Raw genomic sequence first — 26,339 nt, forward strand, 5'->3', positions numbered from 1 at the left:
CATGGCAGGCGCCGACCCGGGCGAGGTGGAGGAACTGCGTGACTCCACGTCGCTCACCTATCGGGCAACGATCGGCAGCATGTCGCAGGACCCGGCGGACCCGGCGGTGGAGGACCCCTCCTACGGTGGGCTGGCCAGCGCCCGGGCCATGGCCCGCATGCTCGCCGCCCTCGTCGGCACGGTCGACGGCATCCGACTCATCAGCCCCGAACGCATCACCGAGCTGACCCACCCCTACTCAACAGGTCCCTGTCGGGTTATGTACGTCCCGCTGACCTGGGGGCTGGGTATGCAGCTGGCGGACAGCCCGGTCTTTCCATCAGAGACAGGGCTGAATAGTTCCTTCGGTCTCAGCGGGGCTAACGGGGTCTTCATCTTTGCGGATCCGGAGGAAGAACTCGCCTTTGCCTATACCCCCAATGCGGGATCCGCTCAAATGGGGGGAATGGACGAGCGGGTGCGCAGACTTGTCGAGGCCGTATTCCGCTCGGTCGGGCGCATTTGAAGACGGCCGACCAGTCCCCCGTCTCGGAAAGGAATTGAACATGCGGATTCTCTTTCCGGCCGCGCCGGGATACGGGTTGATGCTGCCGCTGGTGCCGCTGGTGTGGGCGGCCCGGGCGGCTGGGCACGAGGTCCTGGTCGCCACCACTGCGCACATGGTGAAGATCGCGGCCGTGTCGGGGCTTCCGGTCGTCGACGTCTTTCCGCAGCGGGACGTCGGCGAGGACCTGGTGGGCCAGGACGATGGCGACCGGTCCGGGGAGGTGCCCGAGGGCTACTGGGAACTCGCCCGTGCCATGCGTCCGTTCGAACTGTTCACCCTGGCCATGACGGAAGGCACCGTTGCGGCGGGCCGGGGCTTCCGAGCAGACCTGGTGGTGTACTGCTCGGACCACCAAGCGGGAAAGCTCGCGGCCGTGGCGCTCGGCGTCCCGGCGTTGGAGGTCGGCAATCGGATCTCCTGGTCGCTGCGAGACCCGGAGATGCGCCAAGGTGCCGGGCACAACGCTCGTATGGGGGTGCAGCCGGACGATGCCCCCGTGGTGCGCATGCTTCGCGACCGACTTGGGCTCGGCGACGGGGGCCCGGACCTCCTCGGGAGGGTCGATCCCCGCGCCCCCAGCCTGGGCGGACTGGCCGGAGAGGAACCCGACGAACTGGACGGCGTCCCTTGGCTGCCCATGCGCTATGTGCCCTTCAACGGGGGTGCCGCCCTGCCGGACTGGGCACTGCGTCGTCCCACGCGGCAGCGAATCTGCTTGACGTTGGGGACAGTTGCCCCGCTGTTGCCGGGCGGCACGGGCACGCTCAAGCAGCTCGTGGACGCACTGGCGGCGATGGATGTCGAAGTGGTACTGGCCGATGACGAAACGGATTTGAGCCTGCTGGAACCTCTGCCCACGAACCTGACCCCTGCCGGCTTCGTGCCCCTCACCGCCTTCTTGGGAGACTGCTCCCTCGTCGTTCATCACGGCGGCTCGGGCACCACGGCGGCCGCGCTCCACTACGGCATTCCGCAGCTGGTGGTCCCCAGTGGTGCGGACAACGATCTGTGCGCGCGTCGTGTGGTAGACCGGGGTGTCGGCCTGTCGGTTGCCCCCGCCGAACTGAACGCCGACGCAGTGCGCGCAGCTGCCGAGCGACTGCTCTCCGAGGAGAGCTTCCGGCGCGCAGCCGCTGAGGTGCGCGCCGAGATGTCCCACCAGCCTGCCCCTGCCGCACTGCTCGAGTCGGTTGTCGCTCGGTTGGACCGCTGAACCGGTTGGTGCTCCGGCTGGATTTCGTTCTTCCTGCTCAACGGCTTGGGGGGGCGGGGTGAAGGAGACGGGGCAGGCGCCGAACCGGCACCTGCCCCGCGCATCAACCGCGCACGCCGGACAGCTCCAGCGCTTCCATGGCCTGTTCCAGCATGGTGATCCGTTGGTCAAGACCGGCCTGCACGGCCGAGATCATGATGCTCAGCGTGGTCACACCCGCGTCGGCGTACGCGCGCATTTGCTGTCCGATCCGTTCAACCGGCCCGACGAGCGATGTCTCGTCGATGAACGCGGCCGGTACCGCCCGCGCAGCTCCCGCCCTGTCTCCGATCGCCATCAGTCGGCTCACCTCGGCAGCACCCTCGCCGTGTCCCATCCTGGTGGCGAGCCCGCAGTAGAAGTTGCGGTCCCGGCTTCCTATGCCCATGAGATAGGCGTAGTGGGCACGCAGCCGGTCGACGCAAGAATTCACGTCCTCGCCAACGGCGGTGGCCAAACAGGGCATCACGTCGAAGCCCGCCAATGGCCGGCCCGCGTGCTTGCGGCCCTCTGCGATCTGGGCCACGGACCCCGCCACCTGCTCCGGGGTGGCGAAGACGCCGATCCATCCGTCCGCGATCTCCCCCGCCAGCGAGAGGTTCCGCGGGCCGACGGCCCCCAAGTAGACTGGAGTGGTGGGTCCTTCCCATTCGGTGATCACATGCAGCGGGGCGGCACCAGAGCCGGAGGAGGGCAACTGGTAGTGACGTCCCTCGTAGCGGACCGGCTGGCCGCGCAACGCCAGTCGCACCACTTCCACGTACTCGCGGGTCCTGGCCAGCGGCTCGGCGAAGGGAACGCCGTACCAGCCCTCCGAGACATCGGGGTTGGAGACGCCGAGCCCGAGCCGGAATCTTCCTCCGGACAGGGCCTGGAGCGTCGCGGCGGTCAGCCCTGCCAGTGCAGGGGTACGCGCGGGGATCTGCATCACACCGGAACACAGGCCGATGCGTTCCGTACGGCCGGCCACCAGCCCGAGAACGCTGGCCGCGTCCGAACGATGCCCCTCAGGTGCGAGCGCCACGTCGTATCCGAGTTGCTCGGCCGCGACCGCCAATTCGCCCGCGCCCTGATAGGTGAGGTTCACTCCTAGCTTCATGAGTCTCTTTCCTGTGCGCCCGCCGGAGAAGCGGCGCCGTATCAGATCAACAGATGCGCGCCGCCGTCGGTGAGCACTACCTCACCGGTCGTGTAGGCCGCCCGGTGCAACCCAAGAACGAGATTGGCGACATCGTCCGGTGTTCCGGTGCGGCGCAGCGGGGTGGTGGTCCGTACCCGCTCCCGCACTTCCGTGAAGGTCTCGGTCCAGGGGGTGTCAATCAGCCCCGGTGCCACCGCGTTGACCCGCACGTCAGGTCCAACGGCTGCGGCCAGCAGCCGGGTCATGTGGTTGATGGCGGACTTGCTCACGGCATAGGGAATCGAGCTTCCGGCGGGCCGAACCCCGGCGACCGATGAGACGTTGACGACGTGCCCGACGCCGGAGCGGCGCAGCAGCGGCATGGCGGCGACGGTCGTCTGCCAAGTGCCGATGACATTGACGTTGAGGATGGCGCGCCACACATCGTCCGTCACCCCTTCCAGATCGGCATGCGGTATGGCGCGGGTGACGCCTGCGTTGTTCACGAGCAGTTCCAGGGCGCCGTGATCCTCCTCTACCTGCTTGAACAGCGCGCGGACCTGCGCTGGGTCCGCGATGTCCGCGCGGATGTAACAGGCGTTCGGCAATTCGGCGGCCAGCATCTCCCCCGCCTCGACGTCCCGGGATCCGTTGACAACCACGGTCATGCCCTCGGCGGAGAGTCGACGCGCAATGGCAGCACCGATCCCGGAAGACGATCCGGTTACCAGCGCAACGGGCTTGTGTGCCATCAGGAGGTGGTGTCCTTTCGGTCATGCGCGGACCTGCTCGGCGCGCCTGGTGGAGCGATGGGTCGGTGTCCCGGGATCACAGGAGTTGATCGTGTTCGACGCGCCGGGACCGGTTGCGGACCGTGCCGCCCTCGATCTCAAGGACGTCGTGGACAAAGCAACTGGGGCCGATCACGGGCTCCTTGACGCCTGGCTCGACCGTGATCACCAGGGCGTAGAAGGTGACGTCGTAAGCGCCGTCCACGCGCTGCTCCAGGCGAACCATGTTGAACCAGTGGCGGCGCTGTACCGGGTTGCCGCGGAACCGTTCGTGGAAGGTGTGCAGTTCACGGATGATCCCGGCGCGTGTACGGGCCGGCTCCTTGCCGGGCGTGTGCTGGAACTCCGCGTCGTGGGTGAAGGTAGCGGCGTACTCCTCGAATCGGCCGCTGTCGAGGCACTGCACCTGATGGGCATAGTGCTGGTCGACATGGGCGCGGAGTTCGGCGAAGGAGAGGGAGTCGGTCATGAGGGCTCCGATACTCGAAGTCGTGCGGCGCCGGGGTGCGCTTGCGCACCCCGGCGCCGATCTTGAAACGCCGACCTAGAGCCCAGGTCAAGCTGTTCTCAAGTGCACGTCGAGCGTCGATGGCCGTCCCTTGGCCATCGACTGGGGTTTACGCCGTCAGGCGGTGCACCGCAGCGGAGCGCCTCGGTAGGCGACCATCTCTTCGAAGACACGGTCCATCTCCTTGATGACGGCCGTCATGTCCAGCGAGGCACCATGTCCGAGTTCGTGCTCCTCGGCGTACGCCCGATACAGATTGGGGATGATGCGCTCCGGTTCAAGCAGATCGACGAAGGGACCGAGGTCGGCTTCCAGTGCCACCTCACCGGGTGTCCGTCCCTGAGCCAATCCGTCCCGGGCAAGCTGCTGGATCCAGGACAGATACGCCTCGGCGGTGTCGAGGAGTTCCAGGCCGCCGACCGGCCCATGACCAGGCACCACCACCTCGGGGGCCAGTTCGCGCATCGCGCGAACAGCCCGCAGGGAGCCGACCACTGACCCCATGGGGCAAAACGGGGTGACGCCGGACATGATGACGTCACCGGCGAACAACACCCTGCGCTCGGGGATCCACACCAGCGTGTCGTTGGTGCTGTGGGCAACCCCCGGGTGTTGGAGGTGGGCGGTCAGTTCGCCTACATGGAGCGTCATCCCTGTGCTGTACGTGACCGTGGGCGGCGTCAATTCAATGCGGCCCCATGTCACGTGCGGCCACAGTCCGGTCAGGTGCAGTCCGGCCGCCTCCATCTCGCGCCGGGTTTCGTGGTGTCCGTACACCGTCGCCTCTGGAAACAACCAGTTGCCGAACGTGTGGTCCCCGTGGGAGTGGGTGTTGATCAGCGCGGTCGGCACCGGCCGTCCGGAGTCCAGGACTCGTTCTCGGAGCAACCGGGCACGCGTCTCGGTGGCCACGGTGTCGACGAGCGCAGCGCTGTCGCCCGAGACGAGGAGGCCCGCGTTGTTCACGCACCAGCCTCCGTCGGGTTGGATGTAAGCGAAGACGCCCTCTGCAACCTCGTGCAGGACCGCGTCAGCCGGGGTCGGGGTTCGGGACATGGGTGCCCATTCCTTCGTATGCCGTTCGAGCTTGTCGGGACGTCGTCACGTGAGGACGAACTCGCGCAGGGAGAGTTCGCTGGTGTTGGACAACAACTCTCGGTACAGGCTCTGTAAACGGGCAGCCGGCTCAACGCCCAACTCCTCCGCGAGCGCCTTGCGGAGGATGCGGAAGACTTCCAACGCCCGCCAGGAAGCGCCCGACCGCTGGTAGGCGATCATCAAGCACGCGGCCATGTTCTCGTGCAGGGGATGCTGGGCGAAGAGTTTGCGCAGCCGAGGGATGAGCATGGCGTGCTTGCCGAGCCAGAGCTCGGCCAGGATGTGCTGCTCCTGCACGCGCATGCGCGCCTCGTTCATGCTGATGACTTCGGCACCGAGGACCTGTCCGGTCGGCACATCCAAGAGTGCCGAGCCGCGCCACAGCTCCAGCGCCGTCCCCAGCGCCTTGGAGGCAGCAGCGGCGTCCCCGCGGTCGAGCGCGCCGGCCCCGGAGCTCGCCAGCCGTTCGAACTCTGCCAGGTCGAAGGTGCCTTCGGTGTTGAAGCAGAGTTGATAGCCGTTGTACTGGGTGGCCAGCAACTGCTTGGGGGACTGCGCGGCGTCGTCAGGCAGCGCGTCCGCGACCAGGCGGCGCAGTTGGAGGACGTACGTCTGCAGGGTGGTCAGCCCGGTCTTCGGGACGTCCCCGCCCCAGATCTCTTTCATGAAAGTGGGTACCTGAACGGCTCGGCCACAGCGCAGCGCCAGCAGCGCGAGGAGTTGCCGCGGTTTCCCCGCCGTCGGCACGATCGACTGCCCGTTGACAGTCACCACCATCGGCCCGAGCACGCCGATGTTTATAGAGGGAAAAGCATCTGCTGAAAGTGTCGTCTTCTTCTTCACGCAAAGCCCCCGCTAAAATAAAGGAAGAAACCACAGAAAGTGACAATTGCAGAACGCTGCGAAACGGGCAGCCAGAGAACTAGATCTGGCGGGCCAACTGGTCAAATCGGCCGCAATACCATTTCGCCGCTCAACAGTAGTCACGCCCCCGTGGGCGACCTGTCGGTACCGTCGACACTATGACTTGCAGACTCGAGGATCAAGTAAATTCCTAGCTCTCCGCGAGAGAATACCTAGCCTCGTCGTTTCACTTGGCGTGGGTCCGGGTTTTTTGTGCCGTAACACGAGAGTACCTCTGAGCTGGGACGATGAACCTGTCCAGCATCGCCTTCTTCGGTGCTGCCGGAATCGGGCGTGCGCACGCGTTGGGGTGGTTGCCAAATCCCCTGAAATCTTCTCGTGATGTTCCTCACGCCCGGGAATCGCCTCGCTCCATTGTCGCTCTAGCGAGGCTTGAGCATGCTCCGAAGCGACTGTTCAAAGATCGGCGGGCCACCGAATGAAGGAGACAGTCCCCATGCCTCTACGGAGCGCGTCATCGATGCGCCTGGCCCAAGCGGCTCAGGGGGCCGCACGTGTTGCATCCACCTACGCCGAACGTGCCGAGGTACACCGGTCGCTGGCACCCGAGGTGGTGACGGCTCTGCTCAATGCGGGCTTCGCCCGGCACTTCGTGCCGGCCGCAAGCGGTGGCCGGGCCGGCCAGGAAGACCCCGGCGCGGAGGGCGGTTCCTTCGCCGCGCTCCTCCCCGCAGTCGGCGCGCTGGGAGCCGTATGCCCTTCCACCGCATGGTGCGCCTCCATCATGGCGGGGCTCGCGCGTATGGCCGCTTTCCTGCCGGAGGAGGGACGCAAACGAGTCTGGCAGGACGGTCCGGATGTCGTGGTCGTGGGGTCGGTCATCCCCAGCGGACGGGCCCGCAGCACGGAGGATGGCTGGCTGCTGTCCGGGAAGTGGCCCTACGTCAGTGCCGTCGCCCACTCCGACTGGGCTCTGGTGCTGGGGTTGGTCGAGCAGCCGGACGGCAGCACCGAACGCCGGATCTTCGCGTTGCCGCGCGCCGCGTACCGCATGGAGCAGACCTGGTCCGACATCGGCATGCGTGGCACTGGCAGCGACACGTTGGTCGCCGAGGACGTGTTCGTCCCCGCCTCCGATACTTTCCTGGCCGAGGACCTGATGGCCGGGCGCGCGCCCACACCCGCGGCGCAGTGCCATACCGTTCCGCTGGCCATGGTCAACGGGTTGTTCTTCACCCTGCCGATGTGGGGTGCTGCCCGTGGCGCGCTGACTGAGTGGTCGGCCCTCACCGCGAAGCGTCTAGGGGCGGCACGGCCCGGCGGACCGGGCCCCGGCCGATCCTTCTATGAGGAAACCCTGGCCCGCAGCTCAGGTGAGATCGATGCGGCGGAACTGCTGCTCTCCCGCGTCGCTGCTGTCGCCGATTCCGGTGCGGACGTCACCCCCAGCGAGGTGGCACGCAGCCAGCGCGACTGCGCCCTCGCCGCTGATCTGCTGGTCGGCGCGGTGGAGCGGCTGTTCCGGTCCGCTGGAACGGCCGGGCACAGCGAGCACGCGCCGCTCCAGCGCATGTGGCGTGATGTGCATTCAGCGGCTGGGCACGTGGTGCTCCAGTTCGGTCCCGCTGCGGCCGCCTATGCCCAGCAGGTACTCCGATCCGCTTCGTGAATACGGTACGAGCCCTCCGCCCGGCCGGGCGGAGGGCTCGTGGACGGACGGCCCGTAGCCGGCCTGTCAGGCCGGCGGCCCGGGAGGGAAGGGGATTTCCGCAAGCACGGGAATCAGCTGCTCCTCCTCGTAGTCGAGGTGTGCTGACAGTTCCTTGGTCATCCGCTCCAGTTCTGACCGGAACGTCTTGGGTTCCGCCTGTGCAATGTCGTTGAGCAGCGTGGCAAGGTCCTGCTGGAGCTTCGCGACGATCTGGTGCTCGGAACGCAGCCTCTCGAACGCGTCCTTCAGGTGCGGGTGCGCAGCCTCCATCGCGGGGAACATGTGTGCGTCCTCGCTCACGTGGTGGAACTCCAGCGTTTGGCAGAAAGCCAGGCAGTGCTGCCGGATCTGCAGCCCGAGCCCGGGTGCCGCCTGCACAGCAGTGCTCCCCTGGGAAGCCCGTGCCGCGAAGTAGGCGTCCACCTCGGCGCTGACATGTCGTAGCTGACCACGAAGCCAGACATGCACCTCCACCAGCTTGTCGGCGAGATTCCTGACCTCTCCAGGCCCCTCGCCCGGCGCCGGGTCACTGCGCTCCAGCACCACTACGGGCAAGAGCCGGTCAGTGTTCTCCTGGTACTCGCCGTAGCCGGGTTCACTCTGCACGACGTGTGCGAACAACTGGTCGCGATCATTCCCCTCAGCGGGCACCGCGACGGCCTCGTACTCCTCTGTTCCGGTCTCCACCTGCACCAGAGGATGGGCCAGGAGGTTGTGGTACCAGTCCGGGTGGCGGGGCCCACCGAGATTGGATCCGACGACGAGCAGCCCACGCTCATGTCGGATGTAGCCCAGTGGGGTGGTTCGCTCCTCACCGGACTTGGCGCCGGTTGTGGTGAGCAGCAGCAGGTCGCTGCCCTCGAAAGGGCCCCCGACCTTTCCTTCGTTGGCTCGAAACTCCTCGATGACCCATTGATTGAAGGATGTGGACATGCGTAGGTGGATCTCCTTGGAACGTGGGACGCGCATGGCGCCTTCGTGATGACGTGGAGGGGCGACGATGTGTCAACCTGCTCGAAGCGCGCACACAGTCTTCAGCCTCAGGCCGGCTGGAAGGGCACCGCGTCGCCGCCCGGGCTATGAGCGCAGCACATCGGGCACGACAAGGACGCAGGGCACGCGAAGACGCAGAGGTGACGCAAAGGCGGCAGATCAGGCTTCGCCTGTGATGAGTGAACGCATAGGGATCACTCCCTGGTGACAGGTGGTCGCCCGATCGCCGGCCGGCCCACATCTCTTTGGCCGACGCCACGCGCCACGCTCCAATTGAAACCAATACCGCGCGGCGCTGTCAACGCGCCCAAAGCGGCAGTGAGTAAGACTTGAGTCATCCTCAGGCGCAACGGATCAACCTGCCGTCGTGATCACTGAGACCAGACGAACGCACCCGTCCGGAAGCATCCCGCCGATACCCCGAGGCGGCACGGGCAGCACGGGCTTGTCCAGGCGACGGCTCCTCGGCCTGGCGGCGACGCTGAGCGCCGCCGGCATGTTGGGCACCGCTGTGCCGGCCGCAGCCCGCCCGGCACATACGCCATGGCCCACGCTGCTGCACCTACCCGATGGCTTCCATCCAGCAGGGATCGGTATCGGCCCCGCACCGTATGCGTACTTCGGCTCGCTCCTCGGCGGCGCGATCCACCGCGTCCGGTTGTCCACAGGCGAGGGCACAACGATTCACCCCGGGGCCGGCGAGGGCCACTACGCCGTGGGCATCGGCGTCGATGACCGGCAGCGTCTGTTCATCGCGGGCGGCTGGGGACGCACCATCACTGTGATGGACGGCACGAACGGCCGCGTCCTGCGGACCTATGAGGTGGGCTCGGCCAACACCTTCGTCGACCACGTCGCGCTGACGCCCGGCATGGCCTGGTTCACCGATTCTTTCGTCGGCCGGCTCTACGGCCTGCCCATCGGCCGGTACGGCGAACTTCCTGCCGCCGACGCGGTGGTGACGCTCCCGCTCTCTGGGGACTGGGTCCAGGGATCCCCGAACCACCTGACCGCCACCGGCATTGCGGCCACTCCGGACAGACGCGCGCTGCTCGTGGTCAACACCCTTGCCGACCGGGGCGGACTGTTTCGTGTGGACCCGGACACAGGGCAGAGCCGCCGTGTCGACCTCGGGGGACTGGAACTGCCCACGACCAACGGCATCTTGGTGCACGGCCGTACCCTCTACGCCCCGCGCATGTCCGACGTCGCCGTTGTCCGGCTCGACCGAGCGGGCCACCGTGGCCGCCTGGTCGAGACGATCACCGATTCCCGGTTCGACACCCCGTGCGCGGCGGCGGTGTACCGCGGCCGTCTCTACCTTCCCAACGCCCGCTTCCCCTTGCCGCCGACTCCTGACACCCCCTACACCGCGGTGGCGGTGCCGCTCCGGTAGCACCTGGTAGGTGCAGGTCCTTCTCAGGGAGGCGCTGAGCAGGACCTGCACCCGTCGACAAACGGTCCGGGTGACAGTGGGGCGTGTCTGCGACGTCTTGCCGGCGACGCCGACAACGTTCCTGGACCAGACGGAGGGCGGCGAGGCGGACGGGCCGGCGCCGGGGGAAGGCCGGTCCGTCCGCCGATTGTGGGGCGTGAGTTTCGCACGCCGTTGAGGCCCGGGACTATCGTCCGAGCGCCGCCAGGATCGATCCCGGGTCGAATACCGCCCGTTGATGTGTGATCTTGCCGCCCTTCACGCGGTCCACGCAGCGACCAGGACCGGTGCCGACTTGGGTGTGGTGCTCGAAACAGGTCACTACGTCCGCACCGTCGCTGAAGACTTTCTGGACCGCTATGTCGGTCTTGATCTCCGACACCGCCTCGATCTTCGCCCGATACCCGTCCGCGGTGTGCGCGGCTCCGAACCGCCCTGTGAAGTCCACGTTCTCAGCGAGCACTGAACTCAGTGTGGCGGAGTCCTTGGCCTTCCAGGCGGCGTAGTACGTAGACATCACATCCAGAGGGATGGCAGTCACGCTCGTGTCCCTTTCTCGAGCTGTCTTCGTGGTGCTGTCCGCCGTCGTCCTCCGGCAGGACTCGTCCGTCGGGGCTTGCCCTGCGCGGTCCGTACGACGGTGGCGGGTCACCGGGTCAGTGCGGGCCCTGCGGCGTGCCGCGGCGCGGTCACCGGCACAGAGGTCCCGCTGCGCGGGCGGCGCAGCAGTACCGCGCTGGTCACTGCCGCGAGCAGCATGATGGCCGCGGCGATGGTGAAGCAGAGGTGGATGCCGTCGAGGAATGCACGACTGAACGCGTGCAGCATCGTGGGGGTGTCTGCTCCGAGGTCGATCGCGTGGACGGCGCCGAAGCCTGCACTCTCGACTGCATCGGTCACCTGGTGCTGTGCCGCCGGGCCGAGTTGGGCATCGGAGAGGCGGTCGGGCAGGACGTTGCCGACCTTGGTGGTGAGGAGCGCACCCATCAGGGCCGGGCCGAGTGCCGCGCCCACCTGGCGGAAGGCGTTGCTGCCCGCTGCCGCCATGCCCGCGAGGTGGTGCGGGACGGAGTTGATCGCCGTGGCAGTCATCGGGGCGAAGACTGCGCCGAAACCTACTCCAAGGACGATCAAGCGCCATGCCAGCGCCCCGAACGAGGTTTCCGCGTCGATGGAAGTGAGCGACAGCAGCGAGCCAGTGGCCAACAGCAGGCCCACGGTGATGAGCACGCGGGCCGATACGCGGTGCATGATTCGGCCGAAGACCGGTCCGGCGAGCATCGTGGTGAGGGTGAACATCAGCATCCGATAGCCCGCGTCCAGTGTGCCGAGCTGCTGGACTTGTCCGAGGTACAAGCTGAGGACGAAGATGAAGCCGATCAGCCCGAGAAAGCTGATCAACGCGACCAGCGCTGTGGCGCTGAACGCGGCGCTGCGGAACAACTTCAGGTCCAACATCGGGCTGCTGCTGCGCATTTCGGTGACGACGAAGGCCAGGAGCGCTGCGGCGGACAGGGCGAGTGCCGCGATCACGTGGGTATCGCCGAAGGACCCGCTGCCGCCCTCGATCACCGCGTACACCAGCGAAGTGATGACGACGGCGGCCGTGATCTGGCCGGACCAGTCGAGTCGGCGGATCCCGGGGGCACGGGAGTCGGCCACGTATCGGGCAGCCGCGGCCATGGCGAGCAGCGAGGCCGGGATGGGCGTCACGAAGATCCAGCGCCAGGAAGCGTTCTCCAGGATCACGCCGGCGATCACGGGGCCGACGGCCAGCGCGCCCACGAGAGATGCGGTCCACATGCTGACGTACTTGACGCGCTCGCGCGGGTCTGGCACCGCGTGGCTGATGAGGCCGAGCGTTGCGGGCAGCAGAGCAGCAGCGCCGACCCCGGTGAACGCCTGCCCGAACCAGAGGACTTCCACGCTGTTGGCGCTCAGGGCGATGGCCGCCCCTATGGCACAGAAGGCGAGTCCGGCCTGGAGGACCTTGCGCCGGCCGTACACGTCGCCGACGACTCCGGCAGTGAGGATGAGGGCAGCCATCGGCAGGACGAAGGCATCGGTGACCCAGGACAGGTCGGCGGTCGACGCGTCGAGGCTGCGCTGGATGATCGGCAGGCTCACCGAGACGGTGGTGACCGGCAGATAGGCGACGAACACACCCACGCAGGCCATGACGACGGTGGCTGCGCGATGGTCGCGTCGCCGACCTCCCGTCGTCGGGGTGATGGCCGTGGCATTCACTGATGACTCCTTGGCATTCCTGTAACTATTTTGGCATTCCTGAACAAACGCATACGGACGCCCTTCGGCAGAGATCTGCTTCCTGCCGAGGAAGCGGGTGTACGCGAGCTGCGGCTGAAGAGACGGTTACTCAGAAACCCACCGTGAAGGTGAGGAGGCGCCGATCCGGATTCGCCGCGTTCAGAACTGTGCGCTGACCTCGGTGAAGTACCGGCGGACGGTTCTCGCTCCGACCACGGTGAAGTGCAGGGGTCATGGGATTGGCGCTCATGGCCTTGTGAGCGAACCCGGTGACGACCGCATCCTGGCTCAGAACCACGAAGTCCCGGTTCTTCACGAGAACTTGGTCGAGTGCCGCGAAGAATTGCGAGACTTCCGACCGACTGCACGTGGGGCACATTGCATCGATACTTGCGGCTCCCGGGGCGAAGAGGTCGACCCGCTCGGCGAAGAGATCGTGCAGACCTGCGTGATCCCCGTCACGCTGACGAGCGAAAGGCACCTCTTCACGGCACGGGTGGTCGAGGAAGCGAACGCGCATGTATGACTGGTGCGTTGGATCATCGGGACGGTCCTCTCGGCGTACAGCCGCCCGCTCGGCTTCCGGGCGCCTGTTCACTCTGAGCCGTCCTCATACAGAAGTCCAACATCTATGTTTTCTGCGAACTATAATCAGCGATTATGGAACTGAGGCAGTTGGAATACTTCGTCACCGTCGCCGAGCTGGCGAGCTTCACGAAGGCGGCCGACGCCTTGCATGTCTCTCAACCCGGCGTGAGTGCCCAAGTACGCAAACTGGAACGGGAGCTGGGCGAGGACCTGCTCGATCGCTCCACCCGCACAGTGCAGCTGACTTCGGTCGGCGTCACGGTCCTGCCCTATGCACAGGCCGCGCTCAGGGCGGTCGCCTCGATCCACGCGACGATCGCCGAACTCAACGGCCTGGTGCGCGGACGGGTCACCATGGGCACCGTCACTGCCATGGGCAGGACCATCGACCTGCCGGCGCTGCTCGCTTCCTTCCACGAGGCGTACCCAGGGGTGGAGATCGGCCTGACCGAGGACGGTTCGGAGCATCTCGTGGAGGCCCTGCGCTCGGGCCGCATCGATCTCGCGGTCATCGGCCGCACCGGTCCCCGCCCGCCCGGCATCGCCCTCTACGACATCGTCAACGAGCCGCTGGTCGCCGCCGTCGGCCGCAAGGACCCGCTGTTCGGCCGCAAGCGCATCGGCATCGACGAGCTCTCGGACCGTGCCCTGATCTGCCTGCCCCCGGGCACGGGGCTGCGCAGCACTGTCGAGGCGGCGTGCGCGGCGGCGGGATTCCGGCCGCACATCGCCCTCGAGGCTGCCGACCCGCATGTGCTGGCCCAACTCGCCGGACGCGGACTCGGAGTGGCCATCATCCCAACCTCCCCGGCCCGAGCACTCGGCATGGAGGTCCATCTCATCGACATCCGGCAGCGCCCCTGCGGCCGCCTGGCCCTCGCATGGCGGACCGACGGCCCGACCAGTCCGGCCGCGGCCGCGCTCATCGCCCATGCCCGCGCCCTGCTGCCGGAAGCGCTATGAGTCCTGGGGCGAGCTGCCCGGAACTCTGTCAGGTCCACCCGCAGTCTCGCCGCCACCTGCCACAGTTCCCCGGCGAAGTTGCCAGTGCCTCGGGCTCCGGATGAGGGTCGCAGCAAGACAGGGCCAGATCACTGGCGAGCGCATATGGAGGACTTTCGATGTCCGAGACCACCGAGCAGCAGGCCTTCCACGATGACGCGGAACTCCGTCGGCACAACCGTGCGGTCGTCGAAAAGTACATGAACGCCCGGGGACAGGACCGGCTGACGCGTCACCTGCTGTTCGCCGAGGACGGCGCCAGCGGTCTGTGGACCAACGACACCGGGGAGCCGATCGTCGTCCGCGGCCTGGACCGGCTCGGCGAGCACGCGGTGTGGTCGCTGAAGTGCTTCCCCGACTGGGTGTGGACCAATATCGAGATCTTCGAGACGCAGGACCCGAACCGGTTCTGGGTGGAGTGCGACGGGGAAGGGAAGATCGTTTTCCCCGGATATCCGGAGGGGCACTACAAGAACCACTTCATCCATTCCTTCGAGTTCGAGAACGGAAAAATCAAGCTGGAGCGGGAGTTCATGAATCCGAACGAGCAGCTGCGTGCCCTGGGCATCCCGGTTCCTCCGGTCAAGCGCGAAGGAATTCCCACCTGACGGACGGGTGATTTCCGTCGCATTCGTTTTCACGCGCACGCTTCAGGAGGTTCCGTTCCGTGCATGAGTACGTGGTGGTGGATGCCTTCGCGCGTACCCCGCTCAAAGGCAACCCAGTAGCTGTGTTCTTCCTCGCAGAAGATCTCTCGGCCACGATGATGCAGCGGATCGCCAAGGAGATGAACCTCTCGGAGTGCACCTTCGTGCTGCCGCCCGAGCGTGGCGGAGACGCGCGCATCCGCATCTTCACGCCGGTCAACGAGCTGCCCTTCGCCGGGCATCCGATCCTCGGCACCGCGGTCGCCCTTGGACGTCCGCAAGAGGCGGAACGGCTGCGCCTGGAGACGGCGATGGGCATCATCCCGTTCGAGCTGACCCACGGCGATGCCACCTTTGTGAGCATGCTCCAGCCGACTCCCGTCTGGGAACCGTACGAGCACAGCGCGGAGCTGCTCGTGGCGCTGGGCGTCGACGCCTCGATCACTCCGGTCGAGGCCTATCGCAATGGGCCCCGCCATGTGTTCGTCGGCCTGGAAAGCGTCGAGGCGCTGTCCGCGCTGACTCCGGACCACAATGCGCTGCGCGCCTTTCCGGACATGGCGGCCAACTGCTTCGCCGGTTCGGGTACGCACTGGCGGACCCGCATGTTCTCGCCGGCCTATGGCGTCGTGGAGGACGCGGCAACCGGATCGGCGGCCGGTCCGCTCGCCGTGCACCTCGCGCGCCACGGGCTCGCCGAGTATGGGCAGGATATGGAGATCCTGCAAGGTGTTGAGATGGGCCGCCCGTCCCCCATGCACGCGAGAGCAGAGGGCGAGGGCGACCGGGTCGACGCGGTGCGCGTCGGCGGGCATGGTGCCGTGCTCGCCCGCGGCTCCATCTACGTCTAGAGAGGCTGTCCTGTGAATGTGTCCGCGGACATCGTGAGCGAAGGCCCGGTCTACAGCCCGGAGACGGCGGGCTACGAAGAAGAGCTGGCCGCCTACCAGACCGGGTTCCGTCAGCAGCCGGAGATGGTGGTCGGAGCGACGGGACCGGATGACGTCCGTGCCGCCGTTCGCCTGGCCGCCAGGCGTGGTCTGCCCCTCGCCGTACAGGCCACCGGTCATGGCCTGCCAGGCGACCGGATCGGCGGGGTCCTGGTCACCACCAAGCGAATGCGCGGAGTTGACATCGACCACGTCCGCGGCATCGCCCGAATCCAGGCCGGCACTCCGTGGGAGGACGTGATCCGGAAGGCGGCGCGGCACGGTATGGCGCCGTTATCCGGCAGCGCGGTCGGCGTCGGCGCGGTCGGCTACACCCTCGAAGGCGGCATCGGCCTGTTGGCGCGCACGTACGGCTTCGCCGCCGACCGGATCACCGCGGCTGAGATCGTCACGGCCGACGGCGAACTGCGGCACGTGACCGCCGAGAGCGATCCGGACCTGTTCTGGGCACTGCGCGGTGCCGGTGCCAACTTCGGCGTCGTCACCTCGTTGGACGTGGAGCTGGTCGGCCAGCCACGCATCTACGGCGGGGGGCTGTACTTCACCGAGCAGCATGTCCCCGACGCTCTTCACGCCTGGCTGGACTGGACGGTAGGCCTGGGCGAGGAGACGACCTCGTCGATCGGGTTGGTCCCCTTCCCGGACAAGCCAGCCGTGCCCGCTCCCGTACGAGGCCGGTACACCGCCCATATTCGGATCGTCCACACCGGAAGCGCCTCCCAGGGCGCGGAGGTGGTGGAACCACTGGGCGTCATCGGCCCCTGCGCACTCAACACGCTCACGGAGATGCCGTACACCGACGCGGATGCCATCTACCGCGATCCACCGACTCCGATGGCGTACTACGGGACGAATGTCCTGGTGGACGCGCTGGACTCGGCGGCGGCCAAGCGGATCCTCGAACTGACCGGGCCGGACACCGGACTGAACTGTGTCGTGCAGATCAATCACCTCGGCGGAGCCCTCGCGCGGCAGAGTGGCACGGCTTCCGCAGTCGGACACCGCGACGCCCGATACGCCGTCCGGGTGCTGACCCGTCTCTCCCCGGGGGCGGGATCCGCCGCCGTCGCCGCTGCGCGGGCGGACCACGAGCGGGTCTTCGAGGTCTTCGGGTACCGCGTGCTCGGCATCGCGCCGAACTTCCTGCTGGGCGGGCCCGTGACGGTTGATCAGGTACGCGCCTGTTACGACGAGAAGGACTATGCGCGCCTTGTCGAGCTGAAGGCCGCCTACGACCCCGAGAACCTGTTCCGCGGCTACCACAACATTCCCCCGCCCTCGGCCGGCGTCCGCTGAGTACCCGTGGCCCACATATCTTTCGCCTCGGCGGCCTCTACTGCGGCTTTGGGCGAATACAGCGAAGCTTCGGACCTTGCGGCTGCACAGCCAGGTCTCGATACGTCTGGCGCCGGCCCCTCGGACGCGGCCTTGGGTCTGCAGCCCGTCAGCTGCAGGACGGGGCCCTTGTTGGTCAGATCCAGGGTCCTTCCAACGCGGGGTAGATCTCCAGGAGTGGGGCACGCCCCCTGGGTCTGCCGATCTTACGAATGACCAGTTCGAACCCGACGAGAAAGGTAGGGCGCCACATGCCCAGCATCGGCGTGATCGGATGCGGAACTGTAGGTGCGTGTCTGGTGGCCGCCTTGGCCGCCCGCGCAGAGCAGTTCGCCGGGCCGAACGAGCTGGTCCTCGTCGACCGCCTGGAGGGCCGCTGGCGCGGGCGCGCCTACCAGCGAGACACGGAGATGGTCCTCGCCAATGGGCCGATGATCGGCATGTCGCTCCACCACAACGAACCCGAGCACGGCGTTCGGTGGGCTGAGAACAAGGGCCTCGCTGTGCATCCGGACGAGCGGGGCGTCCACCGCTTTCTGCCCCGGCCGGTCTACGGAGATTATTTGGTGGACGGGGTCGAGGAGGCGCTGGCGTCCCTTCGGGCTGCCGGGTGGACCATCCGGTCGATCGAGGAGATGGCCACCGGAGTCGACAGGGACGGATCGGGCGTCGTCATCCACTCGGCGAGCGAAACCGTCCGCGTGGATCACGCGGTGCTGTGCCTCGGTGGCCGTGCCGACAACGACGTGTACGGACTGCGCGGGACCCCGGGCTACATCGACGACCCGTATCCACTGCGGGACGCGCTTGCGCAGGTGCCGGCGGACGCCGAGATCGCCGTCATAGGCTCCGGCATGATCGCCACTGATGTGCTGGTTGCGCTGCGTTCCATGGGCCATCGAGGCCGAGTCACCCTGGCCTCCAGGTCTGGGCTGCTTCCCTCGGTACGGCGCAAGGCGGTGCCCGTGCGGCCCAGTGTGCTGACCGCCGAGACCCTGGCGAGGCTGCCCAAGCCGCTGCGTCTCGCGGACATCGGGAGGCTCGCCGAGAAGGAAGTCAGCGCTGCGGGCGAGGACTTCGCCGCAATCCTCACTGACATCATGGAACCGGAGCCCGCCGAGGAGCGGTTACGCCGTCAGCTCGCCGACGCCCTCTCACCAGGCATCGGCACCCAGCTGCTCCAGCGCGCCGTCATCGACATCGGTCAGGACTTGTGGCTGGCTCTCCATGAGGGCGACAAGGAGCGGGTGCTGCGGACCCTGCACTCCCGACTGTGGAGCTTCGCCTCGCCCATCCCGCAGACCACCGCGGCCACGCTGGTCGAGATGTACGACGAAAAGCGGCTGTGCGTGCGCGCCGGAATCGAGACGGTGGAGCGAGGTCCCGCGGGCGTCGGCTTCCGGGTGCGGTATGCGGGGGGTGAGGACGACCGCGTCAGTCTGGTGATCAACGCCGTCACCTCGGTCTACCGGCCCGAGCCCCCGGCGGCCGGAGGGCTTCTGGGACTCGCTCGTACAGCCGGTGTCCTCGCCGACCACCCGCACGGTGGCATTCGTGTCGAGGAGAAGAGCGGGAAGGCAGTGGACCCGGCCGGTCAAGCCGACGAGCGGCTCTTCGTGCTGGGCGAACTGACGCGTGGCGCCTATTACTTCGTCAGCGCCGTGGCCGCCTTCACCCGGCGCGCCGACGAGATCGCGGCGAGCCTCACCGGGCTCCAAGCGTCGGCCGACCTGCCCGCCGCGCACTGAGCCCTTTCCAACCTGACTGCGGTGCCGGGCGGGTTGGCGGGCTTGGGCGGTACGGACGACGAAGCTCCTGGTAGGCCTGCGACGCGGCTATGACCAGGTGGCCGAGCGATTCGACGGGGGCACTGACCGTGCGGTCGTCGATCCGGACCGGCCGCATCGCGTGCGGACGGAGGCGCTCTGGTCGACTTCGGTGGCCGCCTTCATGATGATCTCGGCCACCGCCTGGGGAGTCACCAGCTGGACGGCTTCCACGCGCTCCATGCCAACCCGTTGGGCCATGACATCGACGATGTGAGCCGCGACTCCCTGTACCGATGTGGCTTCCACCTCGGGTCGGCAACACGGCGCTCGACTGCGTCACGAGGGACTGGAACGAGAGAATTTCCAAGGATCTGCCACGTCGACCACCTTACGAGCTGGGCTTGGAGCGTTCCCACAAATCGGGTCGTCCGCCAAGACGACGCGTCGCGTGGCTCGGCGGCGTCTCCCCGCGATCCCCTCGCGCACCCCGTCGCAAAAGTTCTGCGCCCATGCGCTCCCCTCACGCACCCCTTGGATTCGATGGCAGGAAGAGAGGAGCCCTCCTCGCGGCCAAAGCGGCTCGGGCCAAGAGAAAAGCCAGGTCAGAAAGGGTCTGACCTGGCTTTCAACTGAGCCGCCTTCGGGATTCGAACCCGAGACCTACGCATTACGAGTGCGTTGCTCTGGCCAACTGAGCTAAGGCGGCGCGCTACCGGACGAGACACCCGTCCCCGCGGGGACACGCTCTCATCAGCAGCGGCGCCAAGTCTACAGGGTTCTCCGGAGTGCCCCGAACCACCTCCCCCGTGCCCCATCCGGCGCCCGTCCGCAGTTCAGCAGCGCTTGCCGTCCGCCGGGGGTGTGCCCTGGAGGAGGTAGGTGTTGATCGCCGTGTCGACGCAGTCGCTGCCCCGGCCGTACGCCGTGTGGCCGTCGCCGTCGTAGGTCAGCAGCCTGCCCGAGGACAGCTGGCCGGCGAGGCTGCGCGCCCACTTGTACGGGGTGGCCGGGTCGCGGGTCGTGCCGACCACCACGATCGGGGCCGCGCCCTTCGCCTCGATGCGGTGGGGCTTGCCGGTGGCCTTCTCGGGCCAGTAGCCGCAGTTCAGCGAGGCCCAGGCGAAGCCCTCACCGAAGACCGGCGACGCCTTCTCGAAGTCCGGGACGGCCGACTCCACGGCTTCCGGGGCGTCGAAGGGCGCCGGGAGGTCGAGGCAGTTCACAGCGGCGTTGGCGTACATCAGGTTCGAGTACGAGCCGTCCGTCTCGCGCTCGTAGTACATGTCGGCCATCGCCAGCAGCGAGGCGCCCTCCCCCTCCTGGGCCGCGGCCAGCGCCCCGCGCAGCTGGGGCCACGCGCCCTCGTCGTACATCGCCGCGATCACGCCCGTCGTGGCCAGCGACTCGGTGAGCTCGCGGCTCTCGCCGGTCGGTGCGGGCGTCGCGTCCAGCTTCTTGAACAGGGCCTTCAGACGCTCGGACGCGTCCGCTGCGGACGTACGGCCCAGCGGGCAGTCGGCCTGCTTGATGCAGTCCGCGGCGAAGGACTGGAAGGCGGTCTCGAACCCGGCCGTCTGGTCGCGGTTCATGGCACGTGCGGGCAGCGCCGGGTCCATGGCGCCGTCGAGGACGAGCCGGCCGGTCCGGTCGGGGAACAGCTCGGCGTACGTCGCGCCGAGGAAGGTGCCGTACGAGGCCCCGACGTAGTTCAGCTTGGCGTCGCCCAGCACCGCGCGGACGATGTCCATGTCCCGCGCCGCCTCGACGGTCGAGACATGTGGAAGGACCTTGCCCGAGCGCTTCTCGCACCCCGCGGCGAATTCCTTGTAGGCCGCCGCCAGCTTCGCCCTCTCACCGGAGTCGTCCGGCGTCTGGTCGGTCTGTGTGTACGTGTCCATCTCGGTGCCGGTCAGGCACTCGACCGGTTCGCTGCGGGCGACACCGCGCGGGTCGACGGCGACCATGTCGTACTGGGCCCGGACCGGTGCGGGGTAACCGATGCCCGCGTAGCTCTGGAGGTAACCGATGGCCGAGCCGCCGGGCCCGCCCGGGTTGACCAGGAGGGAGCCGAGGCGCTTGCCCGGGCCCGTGGCCTTCTTGCGGGCGACCGCGAGGTCGATGGACTCGCCCTCCGGGTCCGCGTAGTCCAGCGGGGCCTTCAGGGTGGCGCACTGGAAGCCGGGGACACCGCACGAGCGCCAGGACGGCTTCTGCGCGTAGTAGCGCTCGAGGTCGGCGGACGGGGCCGCCCGGCCGGATGCCGTGGAGCCGGGCGACGAACCGCCGCCATCGCCGCTGCAGCCGGAGACGAGCAGGCCGACCGTGGCCAGGGGGAGGGCAAGAGTGCGGAGCAGGCGCCTGGTGTCCATCCCCGGAGCGTAATGGCAGCAGGCCGCCGGTGCCCGTCCGTGCTCGTACGGGTGATCCGGTCAACCGGGGGAACCCGACGGCCCGGTGGCGGCCGCGGTCAGCCCGCGCGCAGTGCCATCGTCATCGCCTCCACCGCCAGCAGCGGCGCCACATTGCTCTCCAGCGCCTCGCGGCAGGCGACGACCGCCTCCATCCGGCGCAGCGTGCCCTCAGGCGTCGAGCCACGGGCGATGCGGTCGAGCGAGTCGCGCACGTCCTCGTTGGCGAGCTGGACCCGCGAGCCCAGTTGGAGCGCGAGCACATCGCGATAGAAGCCTGTCAGGTCGGAGAGCGCGAGGTCGAGGCTGTCGCGCTGGGTACGCGTCTTGCGGCGCTTCTGCTTGTCCTCCAGCTCCTTCATCGCACCCGCCGTCCCACGCGGCATACGACCGCCCGCGGACGCGCCGAGCGCGGCCTTCAGATCCTCCGTCTCCTTGACGTCGGTCTCCTCGGCGACCTGCTTGGCGTCCTCCGCCGCCGCGTCGACCAGCTCCTGCGCGGCCTTGAGGCAGCCGCCGATGTCCTCGACCCGCAGAGGCAGCTTGAGGACGGTCGCGCGCCGGGCGCGGGCGCGCTCGTCCGTGGCCAGCCTGCGGGCGCGACCGATGTGGCCCTGGGTGGCACGCGCGGCGGCCGCGGCGACCTCCGGCTCGATGCCGTCGCGCCGGATCAGCACGTCGGCGACTGCCGCGACCGGGGGCGTACGGAGGGTGAGGTGGCGGCAGCGGGAGCGGATGGTGGGGAGCACGTCCTCCAGGGAGGGTGCGCACAGCATCCACACAGTGCGGTGGGCCGGCTCCTCGACGGCCTTCAGCAGGACGTTCCCAGCCCCCTCGGTGAGGCGGTCGGCGTCCTCCATGATGATCACCTGCCAGCGGCCCCCGGCCGGGGCGAGCTGCGCGCGGCGGACCAGTTCACGGGTCTCCTTGACGCCGATGGAGAGCAGGTCCGTGCGGATCACCTCGACGTCGGCGTGCGTCCCGACGAGCGTGGTGTGGCAGCCGTCGCAGAAACCGCAGCCGGGGGCGCCGCCGAGGGCACGGTCGGGGCTGGTGCACTGCAGGGCGGCAGCGAAGGCCCGGGCTGCGGTGGCCCGTCCGGACCCGGGAGGCCCCGTGAACAGCCACGCATGCGTCATCTTCGAGGCGGCGGGGGCGGGCGCGCCCTGGACGTGGGCGGTGACCAGGGCATCGGCGTCCCCCGCGGCGGCGCAGAGCTGTGTCCGGACGCGCTCCTGGCCGACCATGTCGTCCCATACGGCCATGCGCCGTCACCGCCCCTTCGCGCCGTGGAGTGTCCTGTGCGCCTCCATTGTGGTCCAGCCCTCTGACACCCGGGTCCAGCGAGGGGTCGCAGACCCGGTCCCTACGACCTCCCGGCGTCCCAGCGGCCCGACGCCCCCCGACAGTTGCCATGTCCCAACAGTCCGGCGAGGGGCCCGCGCCGTACGACCGGGTCCCGTCACGTGCCCGTGCGGGCCGGCTCCCGTCGGGGCCGCGCCCGCGGCCCACACGGGCCGGCTCCCGGGACGCGCGCCCCGTTCGCCGGCGCCACCGCGAGCCGTGCCGGCACGAGCGGTGCCGGCACGAGCGGCGTCAGCGCGAGCGGCCGCGCCGGTCGTCCTCGTCCTCGTGCGGGCCCAGCAGTTCGTCAGCCAGCGTCGGCAGGTCGTCCAGCGGCGTCTCCTCCGCCCAGTCCGGGCGGTGGCGCCGGCGGCCCGCCTGCGGGTCGACCGGGTGGGCCGGGGCGGCCGGGTCGACCTGAGGCAGTTCCCGGGTGCGCTCGTTGGCGTCCTCCGGCCCCGCCTGGTCCTCGGGGCGCTCGTCACGGAAGAAGCCCGGCGGCACCCGGTCCGCGGGGTCGGCGTCCCGGCGCGCGTCCCGGCGCGCGTCCCGCACCGGCGGCAGCACCGCCGTCTCGTCGGCCGCCCGCGGATCCGCCACGGCCGGGAGCACGGAGGTCTCCGCCTCGGCCCGCGGACCCTCCGCAGCAGGCAGCACGGAAGTCTCCGCCTCGTCGGGGACCTTCCGCAGCAGCGTCGTCTCGTCGTCCCCCGCTGCCGTGCCCGGCCTCGGGACCTCCTGCGTGATCTCGTCGGGACTCGCCGACGGCGCCTCGTCCGGCCTCACGACCGGCGTCGGCACGGTGACCTCGTTGGCCGCCTGCGCGGACGCCGCTGCCGCCGCGGCAGCGGCAGCCTCCGCGGCCCGCCGCGCCTGCTCCGCCTTCATCAGCGCCTCTTCCGCCTTGCGCTGCTTCTCCAGCCGACGCGCCTCGGCCTCGGCCCGCAGGCGGGCCTCCTCCGCGGCCTGGCGGCGAAGGCGCTCCTGTTCCTCCTGGCGCGCCTTCTCCTCGGCCTCGCGGCGGCGGCGTTCCTCATCCGCCCGCCGGCGCGCCTCCTCGGCGCGCTGCCTGGCCTCCTCGGCCTGGCGCTCGGCCTCGCGCTGCCGCGCCTCCTCCTCTTCGCGCCGCTTGCGCTCCTCCTCCTCGGCACGGAGCCTCGCGAGCTGCTCCTGGCGCTCACGCTCCAGGCGCTCCTCCTCCGCCTTCCGCGCGGCCTCCTCCTCGGCCTTGCGGCGGGCCTCCTCCGCGGCCGCCTCGCGCGCCTCCTCACGGGCCTTGATCTCGGCGTCGGAGAGGGGCAGCAGCTGGTCGAGCCGGTGGCGTACGACAGTGGTGACCGACCCGGGCTCCTGGCCCGCGTCGACGACGAGGTAGCGGCCGGGGTCGGCCGCCGCCAGGGTCAGGAACCCGGCGCGCACCCGCTGATGGAACTCCGCGGGCTCGGACTCCAGCCGGTCCGGCGCCTCGGTGAAACGTTCGCGCGCGGCCTCCGGCGAGACGTCGAGCAGCACGGTCAGATTCGGTACGAGTCCGTCCGTCGCCCAGCGCGAAATCCGCGCGATCTCCGTCGGCGAAAGGTCGCGGCCCGCGCCCTGGTAGGCCACGGAGGAGTCGATGTAGCGGTCGGAGATGACGACGGCGCCGCGTTCCAGCGCCGGGCGGACGACCGAGTCGACGTGCTCCGCGCGGTCGGCGGCGTACAGCAGGGCCTCGGCCCGGTTGGACAGTCCGGCGCTCGACACGTCCAGCAGGATGGAGCGCAGCCGCTTGCCGACCGGGGTGGCACCGGGTTCACGGGTGACGACGACCTCGTGGCCCTTGGCGCGGATCCACTCGGCGAGCGCCTCGACCTGGGTGGACTTGCCCGCTCCGTCGCCGCCCTCGATGGCGATGAAGAATCCGTTCGCCGCAGGCACCTGCGCCGGGTCCGCGCCACCGCGCAGCGCGTCGCGCAGATCACGGCGCAGAGGCACCCCTGAACGGTCGTCCGTCTTGGCCAGCACGACCGCGGCGACGGGCAGCAGCAGCGCGCCGACGAGCATCAGCGTGAACGCGGCCCCGCCGTGCGCGAAGACGAAGTCCCCGCTCGCGAGCCGGTGCGGACCGATCGCCGCGGCGAGCAGCGGGGCCGCGATCGCGGCGAGCCCGATGGCGACGCGGACGACAGCCTGGAGGTGAGCGGTGATACGGGGCCGGCGGAAGTCCTCGGTCTCCTGGTCGATCAGGGCGTGCCCGGTGTTGGCGGCGACACCCGCCGCGAAGCCGGCGAGCGCCGCGATGAACAGCACGGTGGACGTGTCCGGCACCAGCCCCATGGCCAGCAGCGCCACGCCGGTCACGGTGAGCGCGAGGGCGAGCAGCCGGCGCCGCGACAGCGAGGGCAGTACGGATCCGGCCGCGCGGATCCCGACTCCGGTGCCGCCGATCAGGGCGAGGACGAGCAGCGCGAACGCGACCGGCCCGCCGCCGAGGTCGATGGCGTGGAGCACGGCGACGGCCGTCGCGGATGCGATCGCTCCGGTGACTGCGGCGCAGGCGATGACGAACAGCGGGATGCCGCCCGTGCGCCCCTTGTCCACACCGTTCCCGCCGTTCCCGCCCGACGGGCGGCGCAGGCCCTCCAGCGGCGATCGCGGCCGGGGCGTCTGTGCGCCGGGCAGCTCCACGAAGTACAGCGTCGACACGGACGCGGCGAACAGACCGGCCGCCAGGTACGAGGGGAGAGCGGCCTGATGCAGCGTGAACCACTCGATGCCCGAGCCGAGCAGGTTGCCGACCAGCGTGGCGGCGAGAAGAGCGGCGGCCGCAGCGGGGACGACCGCGAAACCGGTGCGCAGCCACAGCCTGCGCAGCGCGTCGAGGTGGTCGGGCAGCGGCCGTACCGCAGCCCCCTCCGGCGGTGGCGCGGGCAGTAGCGCGGGAGCTGCGCCGTCGCGGGCGACGGTCCAGAAACGTTCCGCGACACCGGCCACGAAGACGCTGATCAGGAGGATCGCGAGTGCGTTGGCGGGCGTCCAGTCGATCCACAAGGGGGCGACCACCAAAAGCGCGACCCGCACGCCGTCCGCGCCGATCATGGTCCAGCGCCGGTCCAGCGGCCCGCTCGGCGCGGTGAGCGAGGTCATGGGACCGAGCAGCACGGCCCCGAAGAGAAGAGTGGCCAGCACCCGAGCGCCGAGCACAGCGGCGACGGCAAAGGCCGCCCCGCGGTAGCCGGACCCGAAGTCGCCGGAGTCTACGGCCGCCTGCAAGGCCAGCAGCATCAGGACGAGAACGCCCAGTGCGTCCCCGATTCCGCCGACCACCTGTGCGTTCCACAGCCGCCTCAGCGGTGCGTGGCGCAGGAGGGCGCGCACGGCGCGCTCCCGCGAGTCCGCGGCGAGGGCGTCGGAATCAGATGCGTCGGAAGCAGTCTCTGCAGCGGTACTCATGACCGCCTGCTGCTCGGCTGGCTGCTCGGCTCGCGTCATCCGCCCAGCCTATCCGGAGCGGGTCGCTCCCCGGAGGGGTGTGCGAACACACTGGCGCTTTGTCACACGAGTGTGAAGGTTCTCGTGCGGAGAAGAGAGACAGAGCGCGGCGTTCGGGGGGCCGGGACGGGTATGTTGCGGCCGGGGCGGGGCGACCGGGGGCGGTACACGGCGGCCGGGGCCCGGCGACCGGAAGTGCCTCCCGGCCGCCCCCGCGGTTCCCCGGCTCCACGCCCGG

22 protein-coding genes and 1 tRNA gene are annotated in these 26,339 nt (G+C 69.0%); 9 read left to right on the plus strand and 14 right to left on the minus strand.

What is annotated here, in order from left to right; all coding sequences use genetic code 11:
• Together J7E88_RS22195 and J7E88_RS22200 are read left to right on the plus strand one after the other, a co-directional pair.
• A partial coding sequence (locus J7E88_RS22195; RefSeq protein WP_215183774.1) for a serine hydrolase occupies nt 1–505 on the plus strand: 505 nt, incomplete at its 5' end.
• A 40-nt stretch (nt 506–545) separates the two neighbouring features.
• The gene (locus tag J7E88_RS22200) at nt 546–1,760 is read left to right on the plus strand and encodes a nucleotide disphospho-sugar-binding domain-containing protein (RefSeq protein WP_215183776.1); all 1,215 of its coding nucleotides are present in this window, start codon (nt 546–548) and stop codon (nt 1,758–1,760) included.
• A 103-nt stretch (nt 1,761–1,863) separates the two neighbouring features.
• Here the strand turns inward: J7E88_RS22200 and J7E88_RS22205 are convergent, their stop codons facing one another.
• The 5 genes from J7E88_RS22205 to J7E88_RS22225 all read right to left on the minus strand — a co-directional run bounded on the left by J7E88_RS22205 (nt 1,864) and on the right by J7E88_RS22225 (nt 6,159).
• On the minus strand, nt 1,864–2,898 hold the full coding sequence (locus J7E88_RS22205) for an LLM class flavin-dependent oxidoreductase (protein WP_215183777.1): 1,035 nt from the start codon (nt 2,896–2,898) through the stop codon (nt 1,864–1,866).
• A 41-nt stretch (nt 2,899–2,939) separates the two neighbouring features.
• Nucleotides 2,940–3,671: an SDR family NAD(P)-dependent oxidoreductase gene (locus J7E88_RS22210; RefSeq protein WP_215183779.1), complete on the minus strand. Its 732-nt coding sequence runs from the start codon at nt 3,669–3,671 to the stop codon at nt 2,940–2,942.
• A gap of 76 nt (nt 3,672–3,747) precedes the next feature.
• Nucleotides 3,748–4,179 (minus strand): nuclear transport factor 2 family protein, encoded by a 432-nt coding sequence (locus J7E88_RS22215; RefSeq protein WP_215183781.1) that lies wholly within the window; start codon nt 4,177–4,179, stop codon nt 3,748–3,750.
• A gap of 156 nt (nt 4,180–4,335) precedes the next feature.
• Complete coding sequence (locus J7E88_RS22220; protein ID WP_215183783.1) at nt 4,336–5,274, minus strand: MBL fold metallo-hydrolase; 939 nt, start codon at nt 5,272–5,274, stop codon at nt 4,336–4,338.
• 45 nt (nt 5,275–5,319) lie between these two features.
• Nucleotides 5,320–6,159, minus strand: coding sequence for an AfsR/SARP family transcriptional regulator (locus J7E88_RS22225; protein WP_308307567.1), 840 nt, complete (start codon nt 6,157–6,159; stop codon nt 5,320–5,322).
• Between the two features lie 517 nt (nt 6,160–6,676).
• On the opposite strand from J7E88_RS22225, the gene J7E88_RS22230 reads away from it, so the two are divergent.
• Nucleotides 6,677–7,849, plus strand: a complete 1,173-nt coding sequence (locus J7E88_RS22230) for a hydrolase (protein WP_215183785.1) — start codon at nt 6,677–6,679, stop codon at nt 7,847–7,849.
• 66 nt (nt 7,850–7,915) lie between these two features.
• Here J7E88_RS22230 and J7E88_RS22235 read toward each other — a convergent pair whose 3' ends face one another.
• A complete protein-coding gene (locus tag J7E88_RS22235) occupies nt 7,916–8,824 on the minus strand; it encodes a nitroreductase/quinone reductase family protein (RefSeq protein ID WP_215183786.1) in 909 nt (302 codons plus the stop codon).
• Between the two features lie 505 nt (nt 8,825–9,329).
• On the opposite strand from J7E88_RS22235, the gene J7E88_RS22240 reads away from it, so the two are divergent.
• Nucleotides 9,330–10,280 (plus strand): superoxide dismutase, encoded by a 951-nt coding sequence (locus J7E88_RS22240; protein WP_251023031.1) that lies wholly within the window; start codon nt 9,330–9,332, stop codon nt 10,278–10,280.
• Nucleotides 10,281–10,506: 226 nt separating this feature from the next.
• Here J7E88_RS22240 and J7E88_RS22245 read toward each other — a convergent pair whose 3' ends face one another.
• The 3 genes from J7E88_RS22245 to J7E88_RS22255 all read right to left on the minus strand — a co-directional run bounded on the left by J7E88_RS22245 (nt 10,507) and on the right by J7E88_RS22255 (nt 13,107).
• The gene (locus J7E88_RS22245; RefSeq protein WP_215183788.1) at nt 10,507–10,860 is read right to left on the minus strand and encodes a nuclear transport factor 2 family protein; all 354 of its coding nucleotides are present in this window, start codon (nt 10,858–10,860) and stop codon (nt 10,507–10,509) included.
• Between the two features lie 107 nt (nt 10,861–10,967).
• Entirely contained in the window at nt 10,968–12,497 is a 1,530-nt protein-coding gene (locus J7E88_RS22250) for an MFS transporter (RefSeq protein ID WP_215184113.1), read from the minus strand.
• Nucleotides 12,498–12,696: 199 nt separating this feature from the next.
• Nucleotides 12,697–13,107 carry a hypothetical protein gene (locus J7E88_RS22255; RefSeq protein ID WP_215183790.1) on the minus strand — a complete coding sequence of 137 codons (411 nt, stop codon included), beginning with the start codon at nt 13,105–13,107 and terminating at the stop codon, nt 12,697–12,699.
• A gap of 140 nt (nt 13,108–13,247) precedes the next feature.
• Here J7E88_RS22255 and J7E88_RS22260 point away from each other — a divergent pair, with 140 nt between their 5' ends.
• From J7E88_RS22260 to J7E88_RS22280, 5 genes are all read left to right on the plus strand, one after another.
• Complete coding sequence (locus J7E88_RS22260; protein WP_215183792.1) at nt 13,248–14,138, plus strand: LysR family transcriptional regulator; 891 nt, start codon at nt 13,248–13,250, stop codon at nt 14,136–14,138.
• Nucleotides 14,139–14,296: 158 nt separating this feature from the next.
• Complete coding sequence (locus tag J7E88_RS22265; protein WP_215183794.1) at nt 14,297–14,785, plus strand: PhzA/PhzB family protein; 489 nt, start codon at nt 14,297–14,299, stop codon at nt 14,783–14,785.
• A gap of 59 nt (nt 14,786–14,844) precedes the next feature.
• A complete protein-coding gene (locus tag J7E88_RS22270; protein ID WP_215183796.1) occupies nt 14,845–15,675 on the plus strand; it encodes a PhzF family phenazine biosynthesis protein in 831 nt (276 codons plus the stop codon).
• A gap of 18 nt (nt 15,676–15,693) precedes the next feature.
• A complete protein-coding gene (locus J7E88_RS22275; protein WP_215183798.1) occupies nt 15,694–17,070 on the plus strand; it encodes an FAD-binding oxidoreductase in 1,377 nt (458 codons plus the stop codon).
• Between the two features lie 290 nt (nt 17,071–17,360).
• A complete protein-coding gene (locus tag J7E88_RS22280) occupies nt 17,361–18,857 on the plus strand; it encodes an FAD/NAD(P)-binding protein (RefSeq protein WP_215183800.1) in 1,497 nt (498 codons plus the stop codon).
• Between the two features lie 87 nt (nt 18,858–18,944).
• On the opposite strand, the gene J7E88_RS22285 is transcribed toward J7E88_RS22280, so the two are convergent.
• The 5 genes from J7E88_RS22285 to tmk form a co-directional block, all read right to left on the minus strand.
• A complete protein-coding gene (locus J7E88_RS22285) occupies nt 18,945–19,136 on the minus strand; it encodes a hypothetical protein (protein WP_215183802.1) in 192 nt (63 codons plus the stop codon).
• Nucleotides 19,137–19,510: 374 nt separating this feature from the next.
• A tRNA-Thr gene (locus J7E88_RS22290) sits at nt 19,511–19,584 on the minus strand.
• A gap of 127 nt (nt 19,585–19,711) precedes the next feature.
• Nucleotides 19,712–21,247 carry an alpha/beta hydrolase gene (locus J7E88_RS22295; RefSeq protein WP_215183804.1) on the minus strand — a complete coding sequence of 512 codons (1,536 nt, stop codon included), beginning with the start codon at nt 21,245–21,247 and terminating at the stop codon, nt 19,712–19,714.
• A gap of 98 nt (nt 21,248–21,345) precedes the next feature.
• Nucleotides 21,346–22,551 (minus strand): DNA polymerase III subunit delta', encoded by a 1,206-nt coding sequence (locus J7E88_RS22300; protein WP_215183806.1) that lies wholly within the window; start codon nt 22,549–22,551, stop codon nt 21,346–21,348.
• Between the two features lie 331 nt (nt 22,552–22,882).
• Complete coding sequence (tmk, locus tag J7E88_RS22305) at nt 22,883–26,101, minus strand: dTMP kinase (RefSeq protein ID WP_215183808.1); 3,219 nt, start codon at nt 26,099–26,101, stop codon at nt 22,883–22,885.
• Nucleotides 26,102–26,339 lie beyond the last annotated feature (238 nt).

It is taken from the genome of Streptomyces sp. ISL-10 (assembly GCF_018614575.1).
Lineage (GTDB): Bacteria > Actinomycetota > Actinomycetes > Streptomycetales > Streptomycetaceae > Streptomyces.